The organism is Agrilactobacillus fermenti (genome assembly GCF_021030645.1).
GTDB classification, from domain to species: domain Bacteria; phylum Bacillota; class Bacilli; order Lactobacillales; family Lactobacillaceae; genus Agrilactobacillus; species Agrilactobacillus fermenti.
Genome location: NZ_JACGCJ010000020.1, coordinates 21,975 through 43,554 on the forward strand (window position 1 = coordinate 21,975; position 21,580 = coordinate 43,554).

At 40.6% G+C, this 21,580-nt stretch carries 21 protein-coding genes and 1 other annotated feature; of the genes, 7 read left to right on the forward strand and 14 right to left on the reverse strand.

The genetic code is table 11. From position 1 onward, the window contains the following. The first annotated feature begins 141 nt into the window (after positions 1 to 141). Positions 142 to 1,524: a hexose-6-phosphate:phosphate antiporter gene (gene uhpT, locus FHQ08_RS08285; protein ID WP_230913940.1), complete on the forward strand. Its 1,383-nt coding sequence runs from the start codon at positions 142 to 144 to the stop codon at positions 1,522 to 1,524. Between the two features lie 88 nt (positions 1,525 to 1,612). Then, positions 1,613 to 2,233, forward strand: coding sequence for an isochorismatase family protein (locus FHQ08_RS08290; protein ID WP_230913941.1), 621 nt, complete (start codon positions 1,613 to 1,615; stop codon positions 2,231 to 2,233). 150 nt (positions 2,234 to 2,383) lie between these two features. On the opposite strand, the gene FHQ08_RS08295 is transcribed toward FHQ08_RS08290, so the two are convergent. Both FHQ08_RS08295 and FHQ08_RS08300 read right to left on the reverse strand, forming a co-directional pair. After that, positions 2,384 to 3,067 carry an LPXTG cell wall anchor domain-containing protein gene (locus tag FHQ08_RS08295; protein WP_230913942.1) on the reverse strand — a complete coding sequence of 228 codons (684 nt, stop codon included), beginning with the start codon at positions 3,065 to 3,067 and terminating at the stop codon, positions 2,384 to 2,386. A 117-nt stretch (positions 3,068 to 3,184) separates the two neighbouring features. Beyond that, positions 3,185 to 4,102, reverse strand: coding sequence for a magnesium transporter CorA family protein (locus FHQ08_RS08300; protein WP_230913943.1), 918 nt, complete (start codon positions 4,100 to 4,102; stop codon positions 3,185 to 3,187). Between the two features lie 113 nt (positions 4,103 to 4,215). Next, positions 4,216 to 4,462: a binding site (T-box leader), on the forward strand. A gap of 131 nt (positions 4,463 to 4,593) precedes the next feature. Between FHQ08_RS08300 and brnQ the strand changes: the two genes are divergently transcribed. After that, positions 4,594 to 5,976, forward strand: a complete 1,383-nt coding sequence (brnQ, locus tag FHQ08_RS08305; protein ID WP_230913944.1) for a branched-chain amino acid transport system II carrier protein — start codon at positions 4,594 to 4,596, stop codon at positions 5,974 to 5,976. Between the two features lie 69 nt (positions 5,977 to 6,045). Next, the gene (locus FHQ08_RS08310; protein WP_230913945.1) at positions 6,046 to 6,327 is read left to right on the forward strand and encodes a putative quinol monooxygenase; all 282 of its coding nucleotides are present in this window, start codon (positions 6,046 to 6,048) and stop codon (positions 6,325 to 6,327) included. A 158-nt stretch (positions 6,328 to 6,485) separates the two neighbouring features. Here the strand turns inward: FHQ08_RS08310 and FHQ08_RS08315 are convergent, their stop codons facing one another. Together FHQ08_RS08315 and FHQ08_RS08320 are read right to left on the reverse strand one after the other, a co-directional pair. Continuing rightward, the gene (locus FHQ08_RS08315) at positions 6,486 to 7,358 is read right to left on the reverse strand and encodes a hypothetical protein (RefSeq protein WP_230913946.1); all 873 of its coding nucleotides are present in this window, start codon (positions 7,356 to 7,358) and stop codon (positions 6,486 to 6,488) included. Positions 7,359 to 7,589: 231 nt separating this feature from the next. Further along, entirely contained in the window at positions 7,590 to 7,997 is a 408-nt protein-coding gene (locus FHQ08_RS08320; RefSeq protein WP_230913947.1) for an iron-sulfur cluster biosynthesis family protein, read from the reverse strand. 198 nt (positions 7,998 to 8,195) lie between these two features. On the opposite strand from FHQ08_RS08320, the gene nrdI reads away from it, so the two are divergent. Continuing rightward, entirely contained in the window at positions 8,196 to 8,648 is a 453-nt protein-coding gene (gene nrdI / locus FHQ08_RS08325) for a class Ib ribonucleoside-diphosphate reductase assembly flavoprotein NrdI (RefSeq protein WP_230913970.1), read from the forward strand. Between the two features lie 290 nt (positions 8,649 to 8,938). Further along, positions 8,939 to 9,553 carry a LysM peptidoglycan-binding domain-containing protein gene (locus FHQ08_RS08330; protein WP_230913948.1) on the forward strand — a complete coding sequence of 205 codons (615 nt, stop codon included), beginning with the start codon at positions 8,939 to 8,941 and terminating at the stop codon, positions 9,551 to 9,553. Positions 9,554 to 9,822: 269 nt separating this feature from the next. Here the strand turns inward: FHQ08_RS08330 and hemH are convergent, their stop codons facing one another. The 6 genes from hemH to FHQ08_RS08360 form a co-directional block, all read right to left on the reverse strand. Then, positions 9,823 to 10,752 carry a ferrochelatase gene (gene hemH / locus FHQ08_RS08335; protein WP_230913949.1) on the reverse strand — a complete coding sequence of 310 codons (930 nt, stop codon included), beginning with the start codon at positions 10,750 to 10,752 and terminating at the stop codon, positions 9,823 to 9,825. Beyond that, on the reverse strand, positions 10,749 to 12,128 hold the full coding sequence (locus tag FHQ08_RS08340; RefSeq protein ID WP_230913950.1) for an MFS transporter: 1,380 nt from the start codon (positions 12,126 to 12,128) through the stop codon (positions 10,749 to 10,751). Before FHQ08_RS08340 ends, hemH begins: the two co-directional genes overlap by 4 nt. A 6-nt stretch (positions 12,129 to 12,134) precedes the next feature. Beyond that, positions 12,135 to 12,890: a hydrogen peroxide-dependent heme synthase gene (hemQ, locus tag FHQ08_RS08345; protein WP_230913951.1), complete on the reverse strand. Its 756-nt coding sequence runs from the start codon at positions 12,888 to 12,890 to the stop codon at positions 12,135 to 12,137. 124 nt (positions 12,891 to 13,014) lie between these two features. Then, entirely contained in the window at positions 13,015 to 14,256 is a 1,242-nt protein-coding gene (locus FHQ08_RS08350; protein WP_230913952.1) for a DUF389 domain-containing protein, read from the reverse strand. A 297-nt stretch (positions 14,257 to 14,553) separates the two neighbouring features. Further along, positions 14,554 to 15,477 (reverse strand): cysteine synthase A, encoded by a 924-nt coding sequence (gene cysK, locus FHQ08_RS08355; protein ID WP_230913953.1) that lies wholly within the window; start codon positions 15,475 to 15,477, stop codon positions 14,554 to 14,556. 34 nt (positions 15,478 to 15,511) lie between these two features. Then, entirely contained in the window at positions 15,512 to 16,318 is an 807-nt protein-coding gene (locus FHQ08_RS08360; RefSeq protein ID WP_230913954.1) for a homoserine O-acetyltransferase/O-succinyltransferase family protein, read from the reverse strand. An 81-nt stretch (positions 16,319 to 16,399) separates the two neighbouring features. Here FHQ08_RS08360 and FHQ08_RS08365 point away from each other — a divergent pair, with 81 nt between their 5' ends. Beyond that, entirely contained in the window at positions 16,400 to 16,852 is a 453-nt protein-coding gene (locus FHQ08_RS08365; protein ID WP_230913955.1) for a GNAT family N-acetyltransferase, read from the forward strand. On the opposite strand, the gene FHQ08_RS08370 is transcribed toward FHQ08_RS08365, so the two are convergent. The 4 genes from FHQ08_RS08370 to FHQ08_RS08385 form a co-directional block, all read right to left on the reverse strand. Further along, positions 16,849 to 17,742 carry a polysaccharide deacetylase family protein gene (locus FHQ08_RS08370; RefSeq protein ID WP_230913956.1) on the reverse strand — a complete coding sequence of 298 codons (894 nt, stop codon included), beginning with the start codon at positions 17,740 to 17,742 and terminating at the stop codon, positions 16,849 to 16,851. The genes FHQ08_RS08365 and FHQ08_RS08370 overlap by 4 nt on opposite strands. Positions 17,743 to 17,841: 99 nt before the next feature. Further along, positions 17,842 to 19,182 (reverse strand): (Fe-S)-binding protein, encoded by a 1,341-nt coding sequence (locus FHQ08_RS08375; RefSeq protein WP_230913957.1) that lies wholly within the window; start codon positions 19,180 to 19,182, stop codon positions 17,842 to 17,844. 18 nt (positions 19,183 to 19,200) lie between these two features. Continuing rightward, positions 19,201 to 20,574 carry an FAD-linked oxidase C-terminal domain-containing protein gene (locus FHQ08_RS08380; RefSeq protein ID WP_230913958.1) on the reverse strand — a complete coding sequence of 458 codons (1,374 nt, stop codon included), beginning with the start codon at positions 20,572 to 20,574 and terminating at the stop codon, positions 19,201 to 19,203. Positions 20,575 to 20,956: 382 nt separating this feature from the next. Then, positions 20,957 to 21,340, reverse strand: coding sequence for a hypothetical protein (locus FHQ08_RS08385; RefSeq protein ID WP_230913959.1), 384 nt, complete (start codon positions 21,338 to 21,340; stop codon positions 20,957 to 20,959). Positions 21,341 to 21,580 lie beyond the last annotated feature (240 nt).

Genomic DNA, 21,580 nt, shown 5'->3' on the forward strand with positions numbered 1-21,580 from the left:
CTTTTTTATAGGTTACTTCAGTAAGTGTTCAATATAACATAAATACCATTAAAAGAAAACCATCAAAATAATCATAGTTCTCCACTCCACCATATTTAGCGTTATACTAATTATGTAAACAGTTACAAAGGAGGTATGATCATGCAGCACTTTTTTGCCTTGGTACGGCCAAAGAAGTTGGGTATTAGCCTTGATGAGCAACGAAAACGCTGGTTTAAAGAGTTCATCAAAGCCTTTTCCGTTGTATTTTTAGTTTATTTTTGTATGTATTTGATTCGCAATAATTTATCAGCTGCCCAGCCCTTATTGGTCAAACAAGATGGCATCTCAACAACTGCTTTAGGCTGGATCGGTTATGGTTTTTCATTAGCTTATGGTATCGGAAAAACGGTTCTGGGCTATATTGTAGATGGTAAAAATACCAAAAGATTTATGTCATTCCTATTACTATTAGGTGCATTAATGACTTTGATCATTGGTGTTTTATTTTTGATGGATCAAGCACCAGTGGGTCTTATCCTCGTCCTTTGGTCCTTGAATGGGCTTTTCCAATCCCCCGGCGGTTCGGCTTCACTATCGACCATCTCTCGCTGGACAACGACTACTTCTCGTGGGCGCTACATTGGTATTTGGAATATTTCTCATGAATTGGGCGGTGCCGTGGCTGGTATTTTTGCACTTTGGGGTGCGAACAAGCTCTTCGGGGGTCATGTTGGTGGCATGTTTATTTTTCCGGCAATTATTGGTCTCCTTGTTGGTGCCTGGGGTCTCTTCTTTGGGGCTGATGATCCCCAAGAACTTGGCTGGGATCCTAGCGAGAAAATTTTTAATGAACCGATTCCAGAGTCAGATCAAGCTGCAGCTAACATGAGCAAATGGTTGATTTTCAAAACATTTGTGCTTCGCAGTCCTTGGATCTGGTTATTATGTATCGCTAATGTATTCGTCTATGTCGTGCGTATCGGAATTGTTAATTGGGCGCCATTGTACACGGTTCAGCAACTTCATTTTACGGTCGCTCAAGGGGCCAACACCCTTTTTATTTTCCAAATTGGCGGTATCGTTGGCAGTGTGGTCTGGGGCTGGTTCTCCGACCTATTAAAGGGCCGGCGTTCGGTGGTTTCAATTATTTGTTTGGTTCTCACTGCCTTTGTTGTTTTGGGTTATCGCTATGGCACCACCCCAATGATTATTAATACTTCATTATTCTTTTTGGGCATGTTGATTTATGGACCACAATTATTGATTGGCGTCTCGGTCATTAGTTTTGTGCCAAAAAACGCATTGAATGTTTCGGATGGATTAACCGGCACCTTTGCCTATATTTTCGGTGATTTAATGGCTCAAGTTGGTTTTGCGGCCATTGCCGACCCTAAGAAAAATGGCTTAACTATCTTCGGTCAAGTACTTCATGGCTGGCATGATACCTTTTTGATTTTTTATATTGCCGTTATCTTGAGTGTCCTAACATTGCTCGTTGTTGCCTTTGGCGAAGAAAAACGCATTAAAGCTCTGATCAAGTAAAAATTCATGCTCTTTTAAAAGACACATGTTATACTGCTTATGTTCAAATAGATAGCGCTTTAAGCGTACTTATTGGGAGGCTTTTTATATGACAAGTTATGATCAACGTGATCCGCAAACGGATAGCCTTATTACACCAGAAAACAGTGCCTTATTGATCATCGATTACCAACCAACCCAAATTAATTCGATTGAGTCAATGCCACATGCGGCATTGGTTCAAAAAGAAGTCCAGGTTGCTAAATTAGCCAAAGCTTATCATGTACCTATTATTCTATCTACAGTAAATGTAAGAACAGGCCGTAATCAAGATACCATTCCTCAACTCAAAGCCGCTCTAGGCGATATAAAGTCTTACGATCGAACATCGATCAATGCCTGGGAGGACAAAGATTTCGTTGCTGCTGTTGAAGCTACTGGGCGCAAGAAATTATTGATCACCGCTTTATGGACGGAAGCTTGCTTAACCTTTCCAACGTTAGATGCCCTACGAGCTGGATACGAAGTTTATCCTATCGTTGATTCAGTTGGCGGTACTTCAACACTTGCCCATGAAACTGCGCTTCGTCGGGTAGAACAAGCAGGTGCACAATTGATTTCATTTCCTCAATTAGCTTGTGAATTACAACGGGATTGGAACCGAACAGATCATGTTAAAGACTTTACTGATGCCATGTTTGATGCCGGTATCTTCTTGAAGCTAGACTAAAACCATAAGCTTATGACAAAATAACCGTTTTTTGTCGTACCAAAAAGGGCCCACAACTAAGGCATCTAAAAAAACTTTGTGTTTGTTTTAGATGCCTTAGTTGTGGGCCCTTTTTAATTTAATTCAACCATTAGGTGCTTGCGTTTGATTCTAAGAATCAGTTGTTGTTTTTTTCCAATAGGCACGTATGATCAGTATCCCTACAATCAATATTTCCATTCCAATCACGACTAACAAATAATTTTGAACTTCGCCTGTTTGTGGTAAGCGACCCATCAGCGATTGTAAATACGTTCCGTTGCGGCCAACGTTATCATTGTCCTCTTTAGGCGGCGTTTGCCGGGTGGGTGTAGTTGTTGCAGGTGCTGCAGTGGTAAAGGTTCCCGCTCCTGGCCCTGCTGTGATTGGCTGATTTGGCGTAACGTTTTGCACCCTAGAAGTACCTCCGCCATTATTATCATTAGGTACTTTGGTTTCGGTAGCTGTGGTATCTTTAGGATTGACGGTTCCTGGCGTTGGAACAGTATTGCCAGACCCTGGTGTCAGTTTATTACTAGAATTGTTATTGTGTTTCGCATCATCTGCGGATTGATTTGTTTCTTTATCCGACTGTGAGGTGTCAGTACCAGTCGGCGTTGGATTTTTCTGTGTTGAGGTTGCATCATCATCCTCGTGCCACTGCTCATCATCCGAAGATGGTCCAGCTGGCAAAATCGAAAATTCAACTGTACTTGTTTCTGCTTGCACAACAGCATGGTTCAAATAGAAAAAATTACCAAAAAACAATATAAAAATAACTAAGAAATAATAAAGTGGATTTCTTCGTTGTGGCATTGACAATCAGCCTCCTCGTCATATGACAAGTTTGTTTTGCAATGTCCCCTATCTCTCAGCCTAATTATAGTACATCAAAATATAATAAACAATTATTAAAGTTTGATTATTTATAATTTATAAGTCACGTCGCCGATAAAGGTGCCAAATCATGATGCCAACGCCCGCCAAAGACAAAATTATTGTAAATAACCACGAAAAGGGCTGCTTAGCTAGCGGCAATTTAACATTCATGCCATAGAAACCTGAGATTATTGGTGGAATTGCTAAAACAATTGACCAAACTGTTAAAAAGCGCATCGTTTCATTTAGATTATTATTTAAGATATTGTTATAAGCATTAGAAACACGATCGATCACATCTGTCGCTAATTGAGCCATATCTTGAGCCTGTTCCAACTCAATAATCGCATCTTTTAAATGACTGCGTTCAAAATCCTTCAATTCGATCAATTGATCTTTACCTTCAGCTGATAACTTAAATTGCCGCACCGCTACCAAATTATTATTCGTTGCAGTTGTTAAATAGACCAAACTCTTGCCTAACTCGGTTAGTTGGTTGATTGCTTTATTGGTTGGTCGGCCTTTACGATTCTCCAATTTTGTCCGCCGATCATTGATGGCATCAATTGCGTCGAAAAACTGTTCCGTCAATAAAGTCAGCAATTGATACAAAACCGATAATGTTGAGCTAGTTGTTTCTTCTTCGATTAATTTTAAAACAGCAGCTTTTATCTGGGCCATATCTTGACCACCATGAAGCTGAATGGCAAACAAATCTGTATCATCACAAATAAACGCAATTGGAACGGTCCCATAACCCAACTTATTATCATGATGAATGATGCGAAAAATCAGCAGCCAAAAACCCGAATCAGCATCATATTCTAGTCTGGCACGTTCCTTAACATCTCGCGTGTATTTTAAAAATTTCTTTGGCAGCTGATATTTCTCTAACAGCGTTTTACCCCGATCTTGAGATAAATCTGTCAAATAGTGCCAATGCTGTTTATCAAATTGCACTGTTTCACTCATAGGCGTCCTCCTTGTCCATAGCTGTCTTTTATTTTACAATATCGCCGAGAAAATCTAAAAAACGGCTTGACATAGGATATGAATAAAATTATACTACTGTTAACAATTGATTAATAAATGCTGTGAGACAGAAGAGTAGTCTTAAGCCCTGTCAGCGAGCTTCGTTAGGTGCAAGGAAGCCTTTAAGCTTAAGATGAAAATCCCTGTTGAGCTAGATACTGAAGTGCCAGTAAGTATCTTGGGGACACCCATTATCGTGTTAGCGCATCGTGTTATCTGTGCGTGAATCGAGGCAGCGATAGATCCATATCGCTGTAAATTAAGGTGGTACCACGTTGGATTATTCTAATCGTCCTTTAATGAAGTAAAGAGTTTATTTCATTAGAGGGCGTTTTTTTATTGTCAAGGAGATGGTTTCATGGAAGATCAGATTCAGATTATCAGCAATTATTTCAAGCATCAACGACAATACTATGAGGAGCGATTTTCACATGAAAAGCTTAGAGGAACGGCAGCTATCTGCCAAAGACTATTTTGTAGTTAGTTCATTATTATTTGGTTTATTTTTCGGTGCGGGCAATTTAATTTTTCCCCTACATTTAGGACAACTAGCAGGCGGTCATTGGCTGACCGCTGCCCTAGGTTTCTTAGTCACCGCAGTGGTACTGCCATTGTTATCTGTACTTGCAATTAGTGTCACGCATTCTGAAGGTGTTTATGATATTGGCAAACCTCTGGGGCCAGCTTTCGCATTAGCTTTCATGGTCTTAATTCATGCAACGATCGGCCCACTTTTTGGGACACCACGGACGGCAACGATTCCTTTTTCCGTAGGGGTACAACCATTGCTTCCAAATCAGTTAACCCATGTCGGTCTACTGATCTTTTCAGCGCTTTTCTTTGGTGCAGCTTACTTATTCTCATACAAGCAAAACCGCATTATGGCAAGTGTAGGTAAAGTCTTAAATCCACTGTTTCTATTACTATTATTTTTTGTTTTCTTTTTAGGCTTTGTTAAACCACTAGGCACGGCTTCCGCGCAAGTTTCAACCACTGCATACCAACATGCGTCATTTTTTAACGGCTTCTTACAAGGTTACAACACAATGGATGCTTTGGCAGGATTAGCTTTTGGAGTTACCGTGGTTACTGCGGTAAAGGGTCTTGGTGTCCATAAATCTAGTCGTGTTTCCCTTGTTACTGCCAAAGCTGGTGTTTTTGCCACCGGAACGATCGGTTTGATTTATCTTGGTTTGATTGTAATGGGTGCAACTTCTTTAGCCTATTTTAAAGTCTCAGCTGATGGCGGAGTCGTATTCAATCAAATTGTGACCCACTATATGGGTGCCTTTGGTCACGCTGTTCTAGCAACTCTGCTAACAGTGACTTGCTTGACCACAGCTATCGGTCTAGTAGCCGCTTTTGCCCAAGACTTCCATAAACATTTCTCTAAAGTCAGCTACCGAACTTGGTTGGGACTTATGTGTGCCGCTTCATTCTTAACTGCTAACTTTGGTCTTGATCAAATCATTGCTTGGTCAACACCAATGCTCATGTTCTTATATCCGTTTGCGATGGTTTTGATCTTACTATCTTTGACATCACCATTATTTCATCGTGATTCAGTTGTATACTTCTTTGTTGTCTTATTCACGGCAATTCCAGCTTTATCTGATATGGTCGTTGCTTTCCCGGCTGTCGTCAGTCAAAGTACTTTTGGTAAAGGGGTTGCTCGTTTGCAGCAATACTTGCCGTTCGCAAATATGGGCATGGATTGGGTCGTTCCTGCTTTGGTCGGCTTAGCCTTAGGGTTGACGGTTCATTTTGTTCGTGCCGCCGCCGCCCAACGCTCCGAAAGTATGGAACAAAATTAAAACTAATTGAAACCTACTTTTCCAGCAGCTTCATTTATGTGATAATTGCCTTGGAAAGGATGCGTATTCATGAAAGTTATCAATGTTGCATTAAAAGTAAAACCAGATCAGTTATCGGCTTATGAAGCTTTTATCGCAGATCTCGTCGCTGGATCGCGGGCAGAAAGTGGTAATTTGAGCTATGGACATTACAAAAAGCTTGGCACAGACAATGAATATGAAATTATTGAACATTGGCAAGATGAAGCGGCTGTTGCGGTACATAACCAAACACCACATTTTCAAAGGTTTCTCAATGAAGTCGATCAATATCTTGTAGCTGAACCTGAAATTTTAAGGATGACTTTATAACTCGGTTAGGATAATTTAGGCTAGCTGGTGCAAATTTAAATAGAGGGACGGCAACAAAAATAATGTTTTGTAGCTACCCCTCTATTTGTTTGCAAACAGTTTTATTTTAACCGGGTTCCAAAAGACAATACCTTCACCCAATGGAAAAGTTAAGCTAGTTAGTTTTTGCTAGCCTGACGATGATAAATCAAACTCGTGATGAGTACCAAAATAAGACCACCAACAATAAAAATGCCACTGAGCATATAAACTCGCCCAACTGCCTTATCAATCCAACTATCTAATATACCTTGCAATTGGCGGCTTATGTTTGTCACAGTTGGGATCAAACGCATACGTGCTATGAACGTGCCCACTCCACTGATCAATGTGCCCCCAGTAAGCCCATAGCCTAAGTACCGCAAACCCAGGGTTATACTAGCGGCATTTAACAAAATAATCACTAGACAAACAATTGCAATCATACCTGTGACGATCATTGCCATTTGAATCGCCTTTTTGATAGTTTGCAAGCGTTGGCTCAATGCTGTTGCCTGGGGTTGTATATTTCGATCCAGATAATTTTTAATTGTGCCATCGAGCTCACTTAAAATCGAATCTAAATTAACATTTAATAAGGTGTCCGGAATCAGTGTTTTGATTTTTTCACGAATAATTGCCTGAATCGTTGTTGTTGGGACCGGATCAGTTTGACCTTGATACACATTATGGATCGTTTTATCAGCAATCTGCACAACAGAGGGTTGATCGATCAGATGACCTGTTATTTCCTGAGATAGGCCATTTTGAGTCCCAGATTGATTGATCTGCTGCTGTAACTCAGTCACCAATGCTTTTTGATTTTTGGGCTGGTTAACGACTGACTGAGTAAACGACTCATTTAGCACCGTTTTGTGTGCTAGGTATGTCCCCACAAAACCTGCAAAGGTAAACATCAAAATAATTGTAAATACCCATAATAATGCACGGTGTTTGGTGCCTCCAGTTCGATTGTTGTTTCCTTGCTTAGACGTGCGGCGTGTGGCATCCATAGAATCCTTCTTTCAAAAATTACTAACTTAATTAGTATAGCATTTCTGCAATCGCGCAAGCAGGTCAAAACAAATTAGATTTAAAATGTTATAATAAAGTTCCTTGGCAGGGGCACCACTTTAGCATTTTTAAATGCGATTAAAGTAAAAGAAAAGTAGCTGAAAACATACATTCGTTTTCAGCTACTTTTCATATACAATTATTAATGTGATTTAACCATGTCTGTGCATCTAGCAGATTTTACCGCCAAGATCGTTCATTTCTTTGCGCCGAGCGTCGCTTTGACTTAACGCTGCCTGATCAACTTTTGTAACGGTCACCCCACCATCAATCAAGCCACCATCATCTTTCAATACCAAACCGGCATTTTTATAATCCAAACTCAACCCATTACCTAAATATGGCTTTTCACCATCAGAAATATATAATTGATAATCAGTGTTATTTTCAACAGGTGTCTGATAGTCGTCATCGGCATGTGTTCCAACAACTAGCTGAAACTTATTGCCAATCGCACACGACCCGCCTAATTTGGAAAATTTACTAGAACCATCGTCTGTAGCCAAGAAGACATAGCTTCCTGAATCAATTTTATCGGCTAAATAAGCTCGAGCAGCTGCTTTAATGTTAATTTGCATTTGACGCCCTCCTCTTAAACTAAAGTGACAAATACCACTAAAATAAATTGTATACAATTCATTTTCTAACATTATTGTATGCGCCTAAGGTCAGAGATGCAAGTATTTCACCTCAAGCCATCTAACTTAACAACCCTTAACTTCTATAAAAATAACTGCTATAGTTTTATTATCCCTAGGAAAGTGTGATTTTATATGATGAACATTCTCTACATATCTATTTCAGGCAATACGCGTGCGTTTGTTAAAAACCTACAAGACTACGCGGCAGCACAACATCAACATGATCAAAATCACCCCGAAATTCATTTGAAAGAGATCAGCGAAGCTTCACCAGAAACTCAAGAAAATGAAGATTTTTTCTGTTTTGTGCCAACTTATCTTGAAGGCGGCAATGGTATTGACAATGGGACAGAAGAGATCATGACAAACGCCATGCGTGAATATATTGAATATGGCAACAACGCCAGCCACTGTCTGGGCATCATTGGCAGCGGCAACAAGAATTTTAATAACCAATATTGCTTAACGGCTAAGCAATATGCGGCAGAATTTCATGCCCCTTTCATCACTGATTATGAACTTCGCGGCACAAAAGATGATGTTGTTCGAATTTATCAAATTTTGGAAACCCAATTGACCAAAAAATAACTTTTTTGAAAAAAATTACGCTATATCGAGTATTTTATAAGCCGCTTTCATGAAAAACTTTAAACATTTATGCACAATCCATTTAATTCAAAATCCTATTTTATCAGGATTTTGAATTTTTTTATTTCTTTTTAGTAACAAAACAAATGTTCGCGTTACTCAATATTAACGCTTCTGTAACGTGCTTGTTACATTAACCAGTTATTCTATAGCTCGTAACTTTGACGAACGCGTTTGTCGATTGGGTTACTGTCGTTAGCAACTCAAGAGAAGAAGGAGTTTTTATATTCATGAAAAAACAAGCACTAGTAGGTTTACTATTCGCCGGTACAATTGCATTGACAGCATTAGGTGCAAACCAAGCAGAAGCTGCAGTCGACAATGGCAACGGCACGGTAACGGTCGAGGCTGGTGACACTTACATGAGCATTGCCGGTAACTACGGCATGCAAGTTTCCGCATTGGAACAGTTGAACAACCGTGAAGTTGGCGGCTTTGACTTAATTTACCCAGGTGAATTAGTTCATGTAGCCGGCGCTGCACAAGCACAAGCAGCCCAAACACAACCAGCTGCCGTTGAACAAGCTCCTCAAAGCACAGCAGCGCAAACAACAAATACTGCGAACACAAGTGCTCAAAATGCTGGTACTTACAAAATTTCATTTTATGATCCAGCTGTTTTAGGCTCAAACATGGGCTACGGCGGTGTCGCTGCGAACCTATCTGTTTTCCCTAGAGGGACTCATTTACGTATCACCCTTGCAGACGGGACGGTCTTAGACCGAGTGGTAAACGATACTGGTACTTTTGCTTATAGCAACCCACAACAATTGGATGTCGCAATGCCAAATAGCGCTATTCCAAGTTATGGTGTGACTTCAGCTACAGTTCAAGTGATCGGCTAATTTGAATTATATTAGAGTGAGACAAAAGGTGCCCAGCGCCCAAGCATCATCAAGAATTACGAAAAATGGTGGACTTTCCGTTTGAGCCATTCGTCGTTGAGTGAGGGCGTTGCCTTTTGGAACACGTTTAAGATACAAGCGTCCTTGAAACAATCAGGGCCGTAGACAAAACGTTGATTTTGTCCCGCCCCCATTATATTTAATAAATCAAAAAATCGTCATTCTCAGGTATATCAAACATCTGAGAATGACGGTTTTTTAGTTAGCATTTAAGATTCCATCGTGTACAATCGTTCAACTTCGGATTCTAGCGCATTGATCAAGGGCTCATCAGCATTTGGCATCCGTAGTCGTGTTAACGTCCCCCCACTATTTTCAATCGCAGCTTTCAATTCGATGTCTACGTCATAACGAATCTCAAGATTATCACTAATAAAACCGATCGAAGCAGAAACAATATGTTTAAAACCTTTATTTTGAATCAAATCTTTGGCAACCTCGACGAAGTCCGGCCCGATCCACTGGTCGCCAGTTCGGCCGGCACTTTGCCAGGCAATCGTATATTGATTTGCCTTTAAGTCAGCCGCAGCAGCAATCGCATGAATATTTGCTTCAATTTGTGCTTTATAAGGATCCCCAGTTTCAATAATTTTTAGTGGCAAACTGTGTGCACTAAAGATAACTTGCGTGGTTTCTTGTTCGGTCAGTGATGCTAAGTCAGTCAGTTGATCACTCCAAAAATGGATCAAATCATCATTTTCCCACCAACTCTTAGCTGGAATATATTTGATGCCATCATAGGCTGCTAGAGCTGCTTTCGCACGATTATGGTAATCTTCTGTCGAAAAAGTCGAATAATGTGGCGCAAGTGGTATGCCATAGATGGTTTGGATGCCTTGACTTGCGATTTGATCGACAGCATCTTTGATGAATGGGTGAATATATTTCAAGCCAACAAAAACCTCGTACTGATCAGGAAACGTCTTGTTCAACTTTTTCTGCAATGCATCAGCCTGAGCTTGAGTAATTTTTGCTAACGGCGATGTGCCACCGATCGCTTTGTAGCGTGCAACCAAGTCATTATAAAGCTCTGGGGTTGGTTGATGGTTATGCCGAATATTCGTATAGTACGCCATAATATCTGTTAAGTCATAAGGTGTCCCATAAGCCATCAATAAAATTGCCTTTTTATGATTCATATTTTTTCTTCTTTCTTGAATGGAATAAGACTTGTGATCAGGATACTTAGTACCGCAATGACAACTAATAAAATGAAAATACCTTGATACATCTTGGCCCCTGTCTGACCATGATTAAAATTAAGTTGAATCACTGAAGCATAAATCAAAGGTGCGATCGTCGCACCAATTTTTTTGGTCGTAGATAGACCACCAATCGCTTGCATATGATTGCCTTGACCAGCCATTCTACCAGCGATAACTTGCAGTGGTGCCGACATAAAGCTACCTAACCCGATACCCAAGAAAAATGAAACGGCAGCAAAGAATCCCAAGTTTTCTAAGTTAAGCGCAAGTAATAAGCCCGACAATCCGATAATACTTGCCGCAACGATCAGTGTCTTTTTATTACCTAGTTTATCCACTAATAAACCGCCGATCCACGAGCCAATCACACTACCCAATCCGGTAATAACTAAAGTCATTCCAGAAAGACGCATTGGTAATTGAAAAACCGTATGGATATAGGTTGGAATGTAAATAAAAACAGAAAACAAAGTGCCGCCTAATAGACCAAGCAAAAGTGTTAAACTATAAGCTGACTTTTTCAATAATTGAATCGGTAAAAATGGCAGTTGGTCAGCTTTGACATGATGTTCAGCACGTAGGAATAACCCCAAACTAATCAAGCCTATAAAAACTAAAGCGTAAATTGCATAGCTATAAAGATTGAAGCGCTGGGCAAAAGTCAGTATTAACATAATGCAAGTCATAAACACGGTAAACGTAGATAGACCAAAGAAGTCAGTTCGCCAAGTATTAGTTTGAGTCTCATTATCCAAAATATACCAGACTAGTAAAAATAAAATTGCGATGAACGGTAACAGACTGTAATAAAATGTCCGCCAATTTTCGGTCATAGCGAGCGTCAGACCCACGAAAATGGGTCCAAAAATTGAAGATAAGCCAGATACGATGCCAACAACGGACACACGTCGACCTTGGCGTTGATGATTTGAACTATGTAACATAATATTGATCGATAAAACGATAATGCCACAATCCCCCAAAGCCTGAATGAAACGTCCGAGCAACAATACAGGATATATTGGTGCAGAAGCAGTTAGCAACGTCCCAATAAACCAAATAATGAGCTCACCCAGGAATACTTTTTTTGCCCCATGAATATCGGATAAGTTTGATGCAATCGGTGTCCCGACCACCAACCCTAATGTATAAATACCTGCGATCCAAGAAGCGGTGATGGAACTCAAATCAAAAGCCTTGGTAATTGAGGGCAATAGTGTTGAAACCGTACCGCCATCTAATTGAGAAATAAAAACGGCAATTGCATAAATCCAAAAGTGCGTTCGAATTTTCCCCATTGTATTGATCACACTAAATCATGCCTCCCAACCTGATAAAAAGAAATGATCCAATTGTTCAAAGTCTAAATGCGTGCCAATGACAAAATAAGGAAATTCACCATAAACGGAACTAGCCTCATAATAGCGCATCTCGGCAATAATTTTTTTGAACATCAATGGTGTATCAGCAAACAAAGTTACCCCCCATTCATAATCATCTAACCCAATAGATCCAGTAATATATTGCCAAATTTTACCAGCATAGGTTCTACCAACAACGCCATGGTCATGCATATATTGTTGCCGCTGTTCATAAGTTAAGGTATACCAGTTAGCCCCCGGAACACGTAACTTAGACATCGGATAAAAGCAAATATAAGGTTTCTGTGGTAATTCTGGTTTTAAATGTTTATTAACATAAGCCCAGCCCTTTTCTGACTTAGGCTTGCCGGTGTAGGTACCTACTTCGGTGACAGATACGTAAGAACGCCCCCGTTTGAGACAATCAAATAATGGCAATTTTGCTAACTCAAGTTCAATTTCATTCAATTCATCTAATGTTTCTCTTAAAATCATCAAGCCCAAATCGCCCTTATGTCCAGAAACATTAAATAAATAATGACTGCCCTGTCCCTGAGCTTCCTGATCTGAATATTGCTGCAGTAGCTTTTGAAACTGTTGGACCCTGGCCTGCTTTGTATCTGCTGGTAGTTGCCGCCACTTTGAGGTCTCAATTGACCACAATAAATGCATGCAATACCATCCCTCTAATGTTTCAACAGGTTTCTCCATAAAAAAATCCCCCTTTAAATAAATTAATAGTAATTATTATCTGTCACAACAATTATTATAACCATTTTGGGAGGGGTTTCACAATATGTTTTGCAAATTTATTTATAACTAGCACAGCGTACTGCTATGGTTTCGTTGCCACCTGTGCTGTCATTTTCTTACTAATAATCGTTTCCGTGTACGTTTTTATTTGACGCTTAACTTCAGTAGATGTCTGAGGCTTGACTGTCACAACTAAATTTTGTTGATCCCTGGAAACTGAATCAATCATATCGGGATATTTTGAATCTAATAATTCTTGTAATTTAGAAGCTGAATCGACACCTCGTTGGACAACGGTGCCATATTGGTCGCTTAATTTCGACTGATTGTCTTTGACATATTGTTTCATTTGCTGTGCTGTCACAAATTTATCACTTTGAAATTGAGTCAGTTTGAGTTTTTGTTCGCCTAATTGGAATTTTTTTAATTCATGTTCCAATTGATCGATTTTTTTAGAATTCAAATAAGGGCCGATCACAGTTAACTCAATTTGTTGGTTTGCCGAATCAATTGTTTGATCGGTTACCACATAGTCAGATAACTCTACGTTAATAAAACTATTTAAATGCTGTTCATTCAATGATTTTTGAACGAGACTTGCACCTGAATAAATACTTGGTACTGAAATGATCATGGCGATCGCCAATAGAATCAATCTTTTTTTGAGCGACATCGCTTTTTGATCGCGATGAGATAAACTAAAAAGCGCCGTAGCTAGAATTGTCACGAACATAATGAAAAATACATTCAATAAGAATAAATAACCGGCGCCAATGGCAATTTTCCAATCTTGATAGACTAACCCAAATGAAACTGTACATAGTGGCGGCATCAACGCCGTAGCGATAGCAACACCAACAATGATATTATTAGAGTCTTTTTTGGCCTTGGCGATGATACCGGCTAACCCACCAAAGATGGCTATCATAATATCCCAGACTGTTGGATTACTACGGCTGATAATTTGTTGACCAGCATCGTTTAACGGTGAGATCCAAAAATACAGCATTGAAGCACCTAGGGCAGTAACAACTTCTAAGACAAAAAGTTTGACTGCTTTAGCTGTCAACCTCAAATCTTGGCTGCCAATGCCATAGCCCATACCTAAAATAGGATCCATTAACGGAGAAATCAGCATAGCTCCGATAATTGCTGGCGTTGAATTTAAATTCAACCCCACGCAGGCAATAACGATCGAACAGACTAAAATCACAAAATTGATCCAATTGAAAATGAGCCCTTTACGAATTCCTTGATCAATATTTTCTGATTTCTGAAATACTCTTTCCATGGCTTCACCCATATTATCACCTCGCCTATTCATTATATGATAGCTACCAGCACTACTCTGAACCTGATTGAATGAACATGATATTATCAGTCCTCAAAAAAGGTGACGTGGCTGGGACAAAATTAACGTTTTGTTTTCAGCCACTATGTGTTTACGAACAATTAAATTTTTAAACGTGTGCCAAAAGGCAACACCCTCACCTAACCACGAATGGCTCAAATGGCAAGCCCACCATTTTTCGCAATTCTTGTTAGTGCTCAGGTGCTGAGCGCCTTTTGTCTCACTCTCACCACCTATTAATTACGAACAGTTTTGGTTTAAATGTATGCTCTAAAAGTTAAACAAGTCCGTGGACAAATAGCGTTCGCCATTATCTGGTGCTATGGTAACAACTGATTTTCCAGCGCCTAATTTTTTAGCCAATTCAACGGCACCAAAAATATTAGCACCAGCAGAGATGCCTGGCAAAAAGCCTTCTTCATGACTTACTTTCCGGGCCATTTCAAGTGCTTGCTCACTAGTCACTTCTACAATATCATCATAAAGCTGGGTATCTAGAACTTTAGGAATAAAGCCCGCACTAATACCTTGGATCTTATGTTTACCACCGTGACCTTCTTTTAGCATGGGCGATTCGGCTGCTTCCAATGCATAGATCTTAACATTAGGATTGACTTTGCGTAAAGCCTTGCCGACGCCTGTCAAAGTTCCACCAGTACCCACGCCAGCGACGAAAGCATCCGGCGTTTTACCTTCAAAAGCGGCGATAATTTCTGGACCCGTTGTTTGCTCATGAATATCTGGATTAGCAGGATTGTCAAACTGCATCGGCATGAAGTAGCCATGTTCTTGTGCCAATGTTTCAGCTTTTTTGATTGCGCCAGGCATACCATCAGCCCCTGGTGTCAAAATTAATTCAGCCCCATAGCCCTGCATCAACTTACGGCGTTCAATACTCATTGTCTCTGGCATTGTGATAATCAAATGATAGCCTTTTGCGGCTGCTACCATTGCTAAGCCAATACCCGTATTACCTGACGTTGGCTCAATAATCGTTTGACCCGCTTTTAAGTTGCCCGTCTGTTCTGCCTTCATGATCATGGCCGCCGCGATTCGATCTTTGACGGAACCACCAGGATTAAAGAATTCCAATTTAACATAGACATCAGCACTCTCTGCTGGCACCACCTGATTTAGCTTGACTAACGGTGTGTTGCCAATCAATTCAGTAATATTATTTGCAGCTTTGACCATACTTAAAACCTCCAATTATCAAACGTTCTGACAGTTATCTACCAACATTTCCCTGCACTAATTTCAGCCAATTGTAAAAAAAGTGTCGTTGCGTATCCCGCCATAGAAATTGTGGCCCGCTTAAATGATCTGGATCTTTAAAATAATGAACCGGTTTGCGATAAGTACGCTCTGGATGAGCAGCGGTCTCGCGTTGATATTCTGCTAATAGCCCTTTTTGCCCGTATTCCAGATGCGCAAACTCAAAAACCTCACTGGCATCATGATTTTCAACCAATAACAGCTGTCCTTGCTTAGAAACAGCTCGTAGTTTAAGTTGGGGCTGTTGCTCAATCTCACTTGGAGACATCTCGGCATAGCGCGCATGCGGTGCTAAAAAGCCTTCCTGCAACCCTGCCAATAACGGACTGGGTGTCACAATATGATGGGGATAAACGCCAAACAGCTTATGGGGCAAATTGTGTTTGTGAATCCCATATAATTCATGTAACGCCACCATGCCGCCCCAACATAAATATAACCGGTTAGGCAGCTGCTGCAAGACCTGCAAAAGCTCACGAATTTCCTGAATATAAGTGATGGCCGCAAAATCGATTGTTTCCAACGGTGCACCAGTAATAATGAAGGCATCCAAGCGCGCCACCGCCTTAAGATCTAGTGGCTGTAATAATTGTTTGACATCATTTGGCACAGATCGACCGCGATAGTGTAATGTGGGATAATAAAAGTGCAATTGAACGGGTATCTCAAAATGCGATAAAGCCTGCGTCAAGTCAAACTTCGTTGCCGCCTTATCATGCATGACATTAAGAACACCTATCTGTAAGGTTCGTTTCGACACAAAGCTTCCCTCCTCTTGCACACACACCTATCTTACGCAAAAACCAAATTTTTATCAAAAAATTAATACTAGGAGCCCCTCATGAAAATTAAAATATTTTTCCAAGATCAAGCTGACTTTATGGATATCTTATTAATTGGTGATGAACAGGCTGAGATGGTCCAAAGATACTTAAATCAAGGCCCATTATTTGCCCTCTTTGACGAGCAACGTTTGCTTGGCGTTGCTCTGGCTGTACCCCAGTCAGAAAAAACATTAGAACTTAAAAACATTGCCATTGTTCCGGCAAAACAGCACCAGGGGTTTGGCCGCCAACTGATGCAGGCAGTGGAAAACTATGCTAAAAATCAAGGCTATCAAACTTTAACCCTGGGAACAGGTGAAAGCCCCTTGACCTTGCCTTTCTATCAAAAACTCGGCTACCAATATAGTCATCGCATCAAAAACTTCTTTAAACAAAATTATGACCATCCCATTATTGAGGGTGGCCATGAATTAAAAGATATGATTTATTTGTCAAAAACGCTACATTAAAAACCGGTCCGCAACAAGTTTAAATATTGATCCCGGGTAACGCCCGGATTGATGCGTACCCGATCTAGTGTCAGTAACCCTTGGCTCGCTTGAGCTAAACCTTCTTTAGTTGTCACACCTAATTGATAGCCCGCTTGTTGGGCCATCGCCGGTGTTTCTGGTGTTGTCCGGCCAACTGGATAAGCAATAGCCATCGTGCGCTGATGTAATACGTGATCTAGTTCCTGTTTAGAATTAGTCAATTCTTGCTGCTGCACATTCGGTGCTAAAGTTGGCAATTCTTTATGTGAAACAGTATGACTCTCAATGCTAATGCCATTAGCCTTTAATGTTTTCAAGTCATTGATACTCAAAGAATCCCCCAACATTTGATAGCCTGTCACATCGTTGATTGTGGCATGGATGTGCAGTGCCTTAAAAATCGGCAGTCCTTGAATCAAATTATCACGATAACCATCATCAAAAGTGATCCAGACGATTTTATCGGCTGGTTTTTTATTGGTCGTTAATACCAAATAAGCTTCTTCTGGCGTAAGTGTATCATAACCCTCTTGCTTTAACCATGTCATTTGCTGACGTAATTGTTCTGGTGGCATCCGCAAAGAATTACCCGTTGAAATACTATGATACATTAAAATTGGTAATTGTACGGGGCCGTTTACTTTTTGCCAGCCATGAGTTGGATCAGCTTCAGCCCGTGCCTTGGCTTGATCTTGCCGCGCACGTAGCTGTGCTAATGCCACTTCATGCTGGTAGACCGCCCGATGATTCAAGCGTTCCAACTGTGTCTGCCTTGCATAATTACGTTCATCCTGACTGTGGTACCCCAAATAAGCACCTAACGTCAGCACAATTACTGCCAAAATCACCCAAAATACTTTTCGCCTCATGATTGTCCTTATCCCTTACTTATTTTCTGGGACTATCATAACAGGATTACCGCACTGATGCCAAAAATATGAGTATCTTTTTAGAAAAATAAAAATGGTTTAATGATGGTAACGGGTATAATTTACCGCATCTAATAAGAAATCAGTCATAGATTGTACTTGAACTTGACCCGCCAAACCAGCACGTTCGACACCTAAACGCATTTGCATAAAACAGCCAGGATTGGCTGTAATGATGCGCTGTACTTTTGGAATAGCAGCGACCTTAGCCATTTTCCATTCCAAAATATGACCGGATGCGTCTGGCTCAACCATATTATAGATACCTCCAGAACCACAGCAGCTCACCCGTGCTTCCATTTCCACCAAATGAACACCCTTGATAGCCCGTAATAATTGGCGTGGCTCTGCTGCAACTTTCATCACATTTTGTTGGTGGCAGGAATCTTGGAAAGTGACGGTCATTTCTGGTAATGCCAAATGAAATTGGTCTAAGCCTACCAGTGCTAAAATCTGCGTGACGTCTTTGACTTTGGCTGCAAAAGCTTGCGCCCGCGGTAACCAGTCAGGATCATCAGCTAGCAAGCGCGGATATTCAATCAATTCGGCTTCACATCCGCCTGCGTTGTTAACGATGAAATCAACATCTAAATTCTCAAAAGCCGCAATGTTTTGACGAGCCAAATCACGAGCCATTGCCTTTTCACCACTATGATCAGATAAAGCACCACAACAAATCTGCTGTTTTGGTGAAACCACTTCACAGCCGACCAGTTCTAATAAAATTTTTGACGTGCTATTGGTTCGCTTAAACATGGAACCCATTAAACAACCTTCAAAGAAAGCAACTTTATATTTCTTTGGTGGTAGATCCGCTTGATATTTGGCAGCATCAACCGGCTGCTTGTAGGTATGAACATCTGGAACCACAGCCTCCATTGCTTTCAAACTGGCTGGAAACAAATTCATGATCCGCATGGCGTGGGTCAATTTCTGTAAACCGCTGCTTTGATAAAATGAGACAAAATCGGCGACAAAGTTCAAGCGACCCGGATGGGGAAACAAGCCGCGTACCGTCATAGCGCGAATGACTTTTTCTTTGATCGATTGTTTATGATGATCAATCAAAATTTGCTTGGCAGTTTCGATCAATTCACCATATGCCACGCCAGAAGGGCAAACCGCCTCACAAGACCGACAATCCAAACATAGCTCGATACTACGATAGAAATCTTCATCAGGTTCTTTTTCACCGTCAGCTACTGCCTTCATTAAGGCAATCCGCCCCCGAGGTGAATGGGACTCTTTAAAACCAGATGTAATATACGTGGGACAAGTTGGCAGACAAAAACCACAACGCATACACTGCAATAATTTATCTCGATCCATGCGCGCATCAAATGCTTGTTGGATCTCAGTTTTAGGCTGACGCACTGTCATAGTAAACCCTCCCTAGGTTTAATAAAGCTTTTGTGGATTTAAAATATTATCTGGATCTAATGCTGCTTTGATGGCGCGATCGGCACGCATGCCACCAGCACCTAATTTCCAAGGTAAATAGGGTAATTTAGCTAAACCGACCCCATGTTCACCGGTAACGGTGCCGCCCAATTCGATCGTCTTTTGATAGATTTCAGCAAACGCTTGGTGGACCCGTTTCATTTCCGCTTCGTCACGTAGATCCGTCAAACACGTCGGATGCATATTGCCATCACCAGCATGCCCAAAGGTACCGATGTATAGTTGATATTTTTGGGCGGTTTCATTAATAAAATTGACCAAGGCCGCAATCTCTGAGCGCGGTACCGTGGCATCTTCCAAAACCGTTGTTGGTTTGACACGAGCTAATGCCGAAAGCGCTGTCCGGCGCGCCGCCATCAATTGTGCGCCGTGGGCTTCATCCCTGGCGACTTGCACATCAATGGCGGCACCATCACGACAAATTGCGGCCATTGTTTCAATATCGGCATCGATCTCACGCGGATGCCCATCTTGTTGAATCAATAGCATCGCAGCCGCATCTGTCGGCAAACCCACATGGGCAAAATCCTCTACTGCCTTAATCGTCACTTGATCTAAAAATTCCATCGTAGCCGGGGTGATTTTAGCCGCAATGATGTCACTGACCGATTGGGCCGCCGCCGTCATCGTTCGATAGGTCGCAATCATGGTCTTATTTGCCTCTGGCTTAGGCATTAATTTCAAGATAGCCTTGGTAATAATGCCCAAAGTTCCCTCAGAGCCAATCATTAACTGCGTCAAATTTAATCCAGCCACATCTTTAGTTAGTTTACCGCCGGTTTCGATAACATCACCATTCGCCATCACGACTTCTAACCCCAAAACATAATCTTTGGTAACCCCATATTTTAAAGCACGTAAGCCCCCCGAATTTTCACTGATATTACCGCCAATAGTCGAAATCTGCATAGAACCAGGATCTGGTGGGAAAAATAAGCCACTATCTGCGATATATTGATTAATTTCTTGCGTGATCACGCCAGGCTCAACCGTTAATGTTAAATTTTGCTGATCGAATTCTAAAATTCGATTCATCCGAGTGAAAAGTAAAACAATGCCCCCAGCAATCGGCACTGTGCCACCGCTTAAATTAGAGCCGCTTCCCCGAGCAACGATAGGTACCCTATTATCACGGCACACACTTAAAATTTGAATAATTTCATCTTTGCTTGCTGGCGCTACTACTAGATCGGGCTCATGATGAAACTCCGGACTGGCATCATAACCATAAGTATAAAGATCGGTCGCCTCTGTTTGTATATTTTCCGCACCAACAATGGCTTCAATTGCTTGAATAATTCGCTCCTCCATAAACGCCACCTCCATTTGAATCAATTGCTCAGTGAGTAGGATCAAAATTCAACTAAAGCTTATCATAAAATAAGTTAAAAGTAAGCGTTTACAAAAAATATAGGGATTGCCCTTAAACTAAGCGTAGGCCAGCCTGTGTTACTAGCAAAAACGTGACCATTTAACACAAACACTTAACTTTTATCTAGGCATTAATCCCCACCCCATTAGTCGGTCTAAAGAAATATGAATAATCCAAACGATAAGTCTTAATTAATATACTAGTCAATACCAATTAAAATGCGCCCAATCTTATAATCGGCTATCTACTATGTTTCACGCACAAAAAATACGCCTATCCCAATAGACGTATCAGCATTTATATGTTATCGAATTTTATAAATTAACTGTTTTCAGAAAGGTAACGCCATCGATACCGATAAAATAATAATAGGGCTAGGCCAAAAGCTAACAAAACAAGCCACCAATTTTGAAATAAAAAAGCACTTAATAATAGTAGGCCTATCGCCATTGGTACAAACCATGCCATGGGCAAATGCATTCGACTTTCAAAATCAGCTGGTGGATCTGGTTGACCCTCACGACCATAACGTAAAATCATATAGCCTAATTTGGCGTAAAAATAAACCTCACTAATGAGCCATATAAGGCCAAAAACAGCAACAACAATGAACAAACCAACATTTTGAGATTCAAATGCAATCAGGCTAACGACAATACTCAACAAAACTGCCAAATATTGATCCTGCTTACTAGTTTTTATCATAAAATTAAATTTCCTAACCAATCACCCACATAACTCCTTCAGTTGAGGCTAATAAAACTTTTAATACAAAATGCTTTTTCAAAAAAATACCACCTTATAGATATTTAAATATTTTAAATATAATAATAGAAGATGGTTGCTGGAACTATTATCTAAATATTCATTGAATAACAACTTAACATTCATAGATTTATTTGTCAAAACAAAAAAACACCATTACTAATCATTTTTAATAATGGT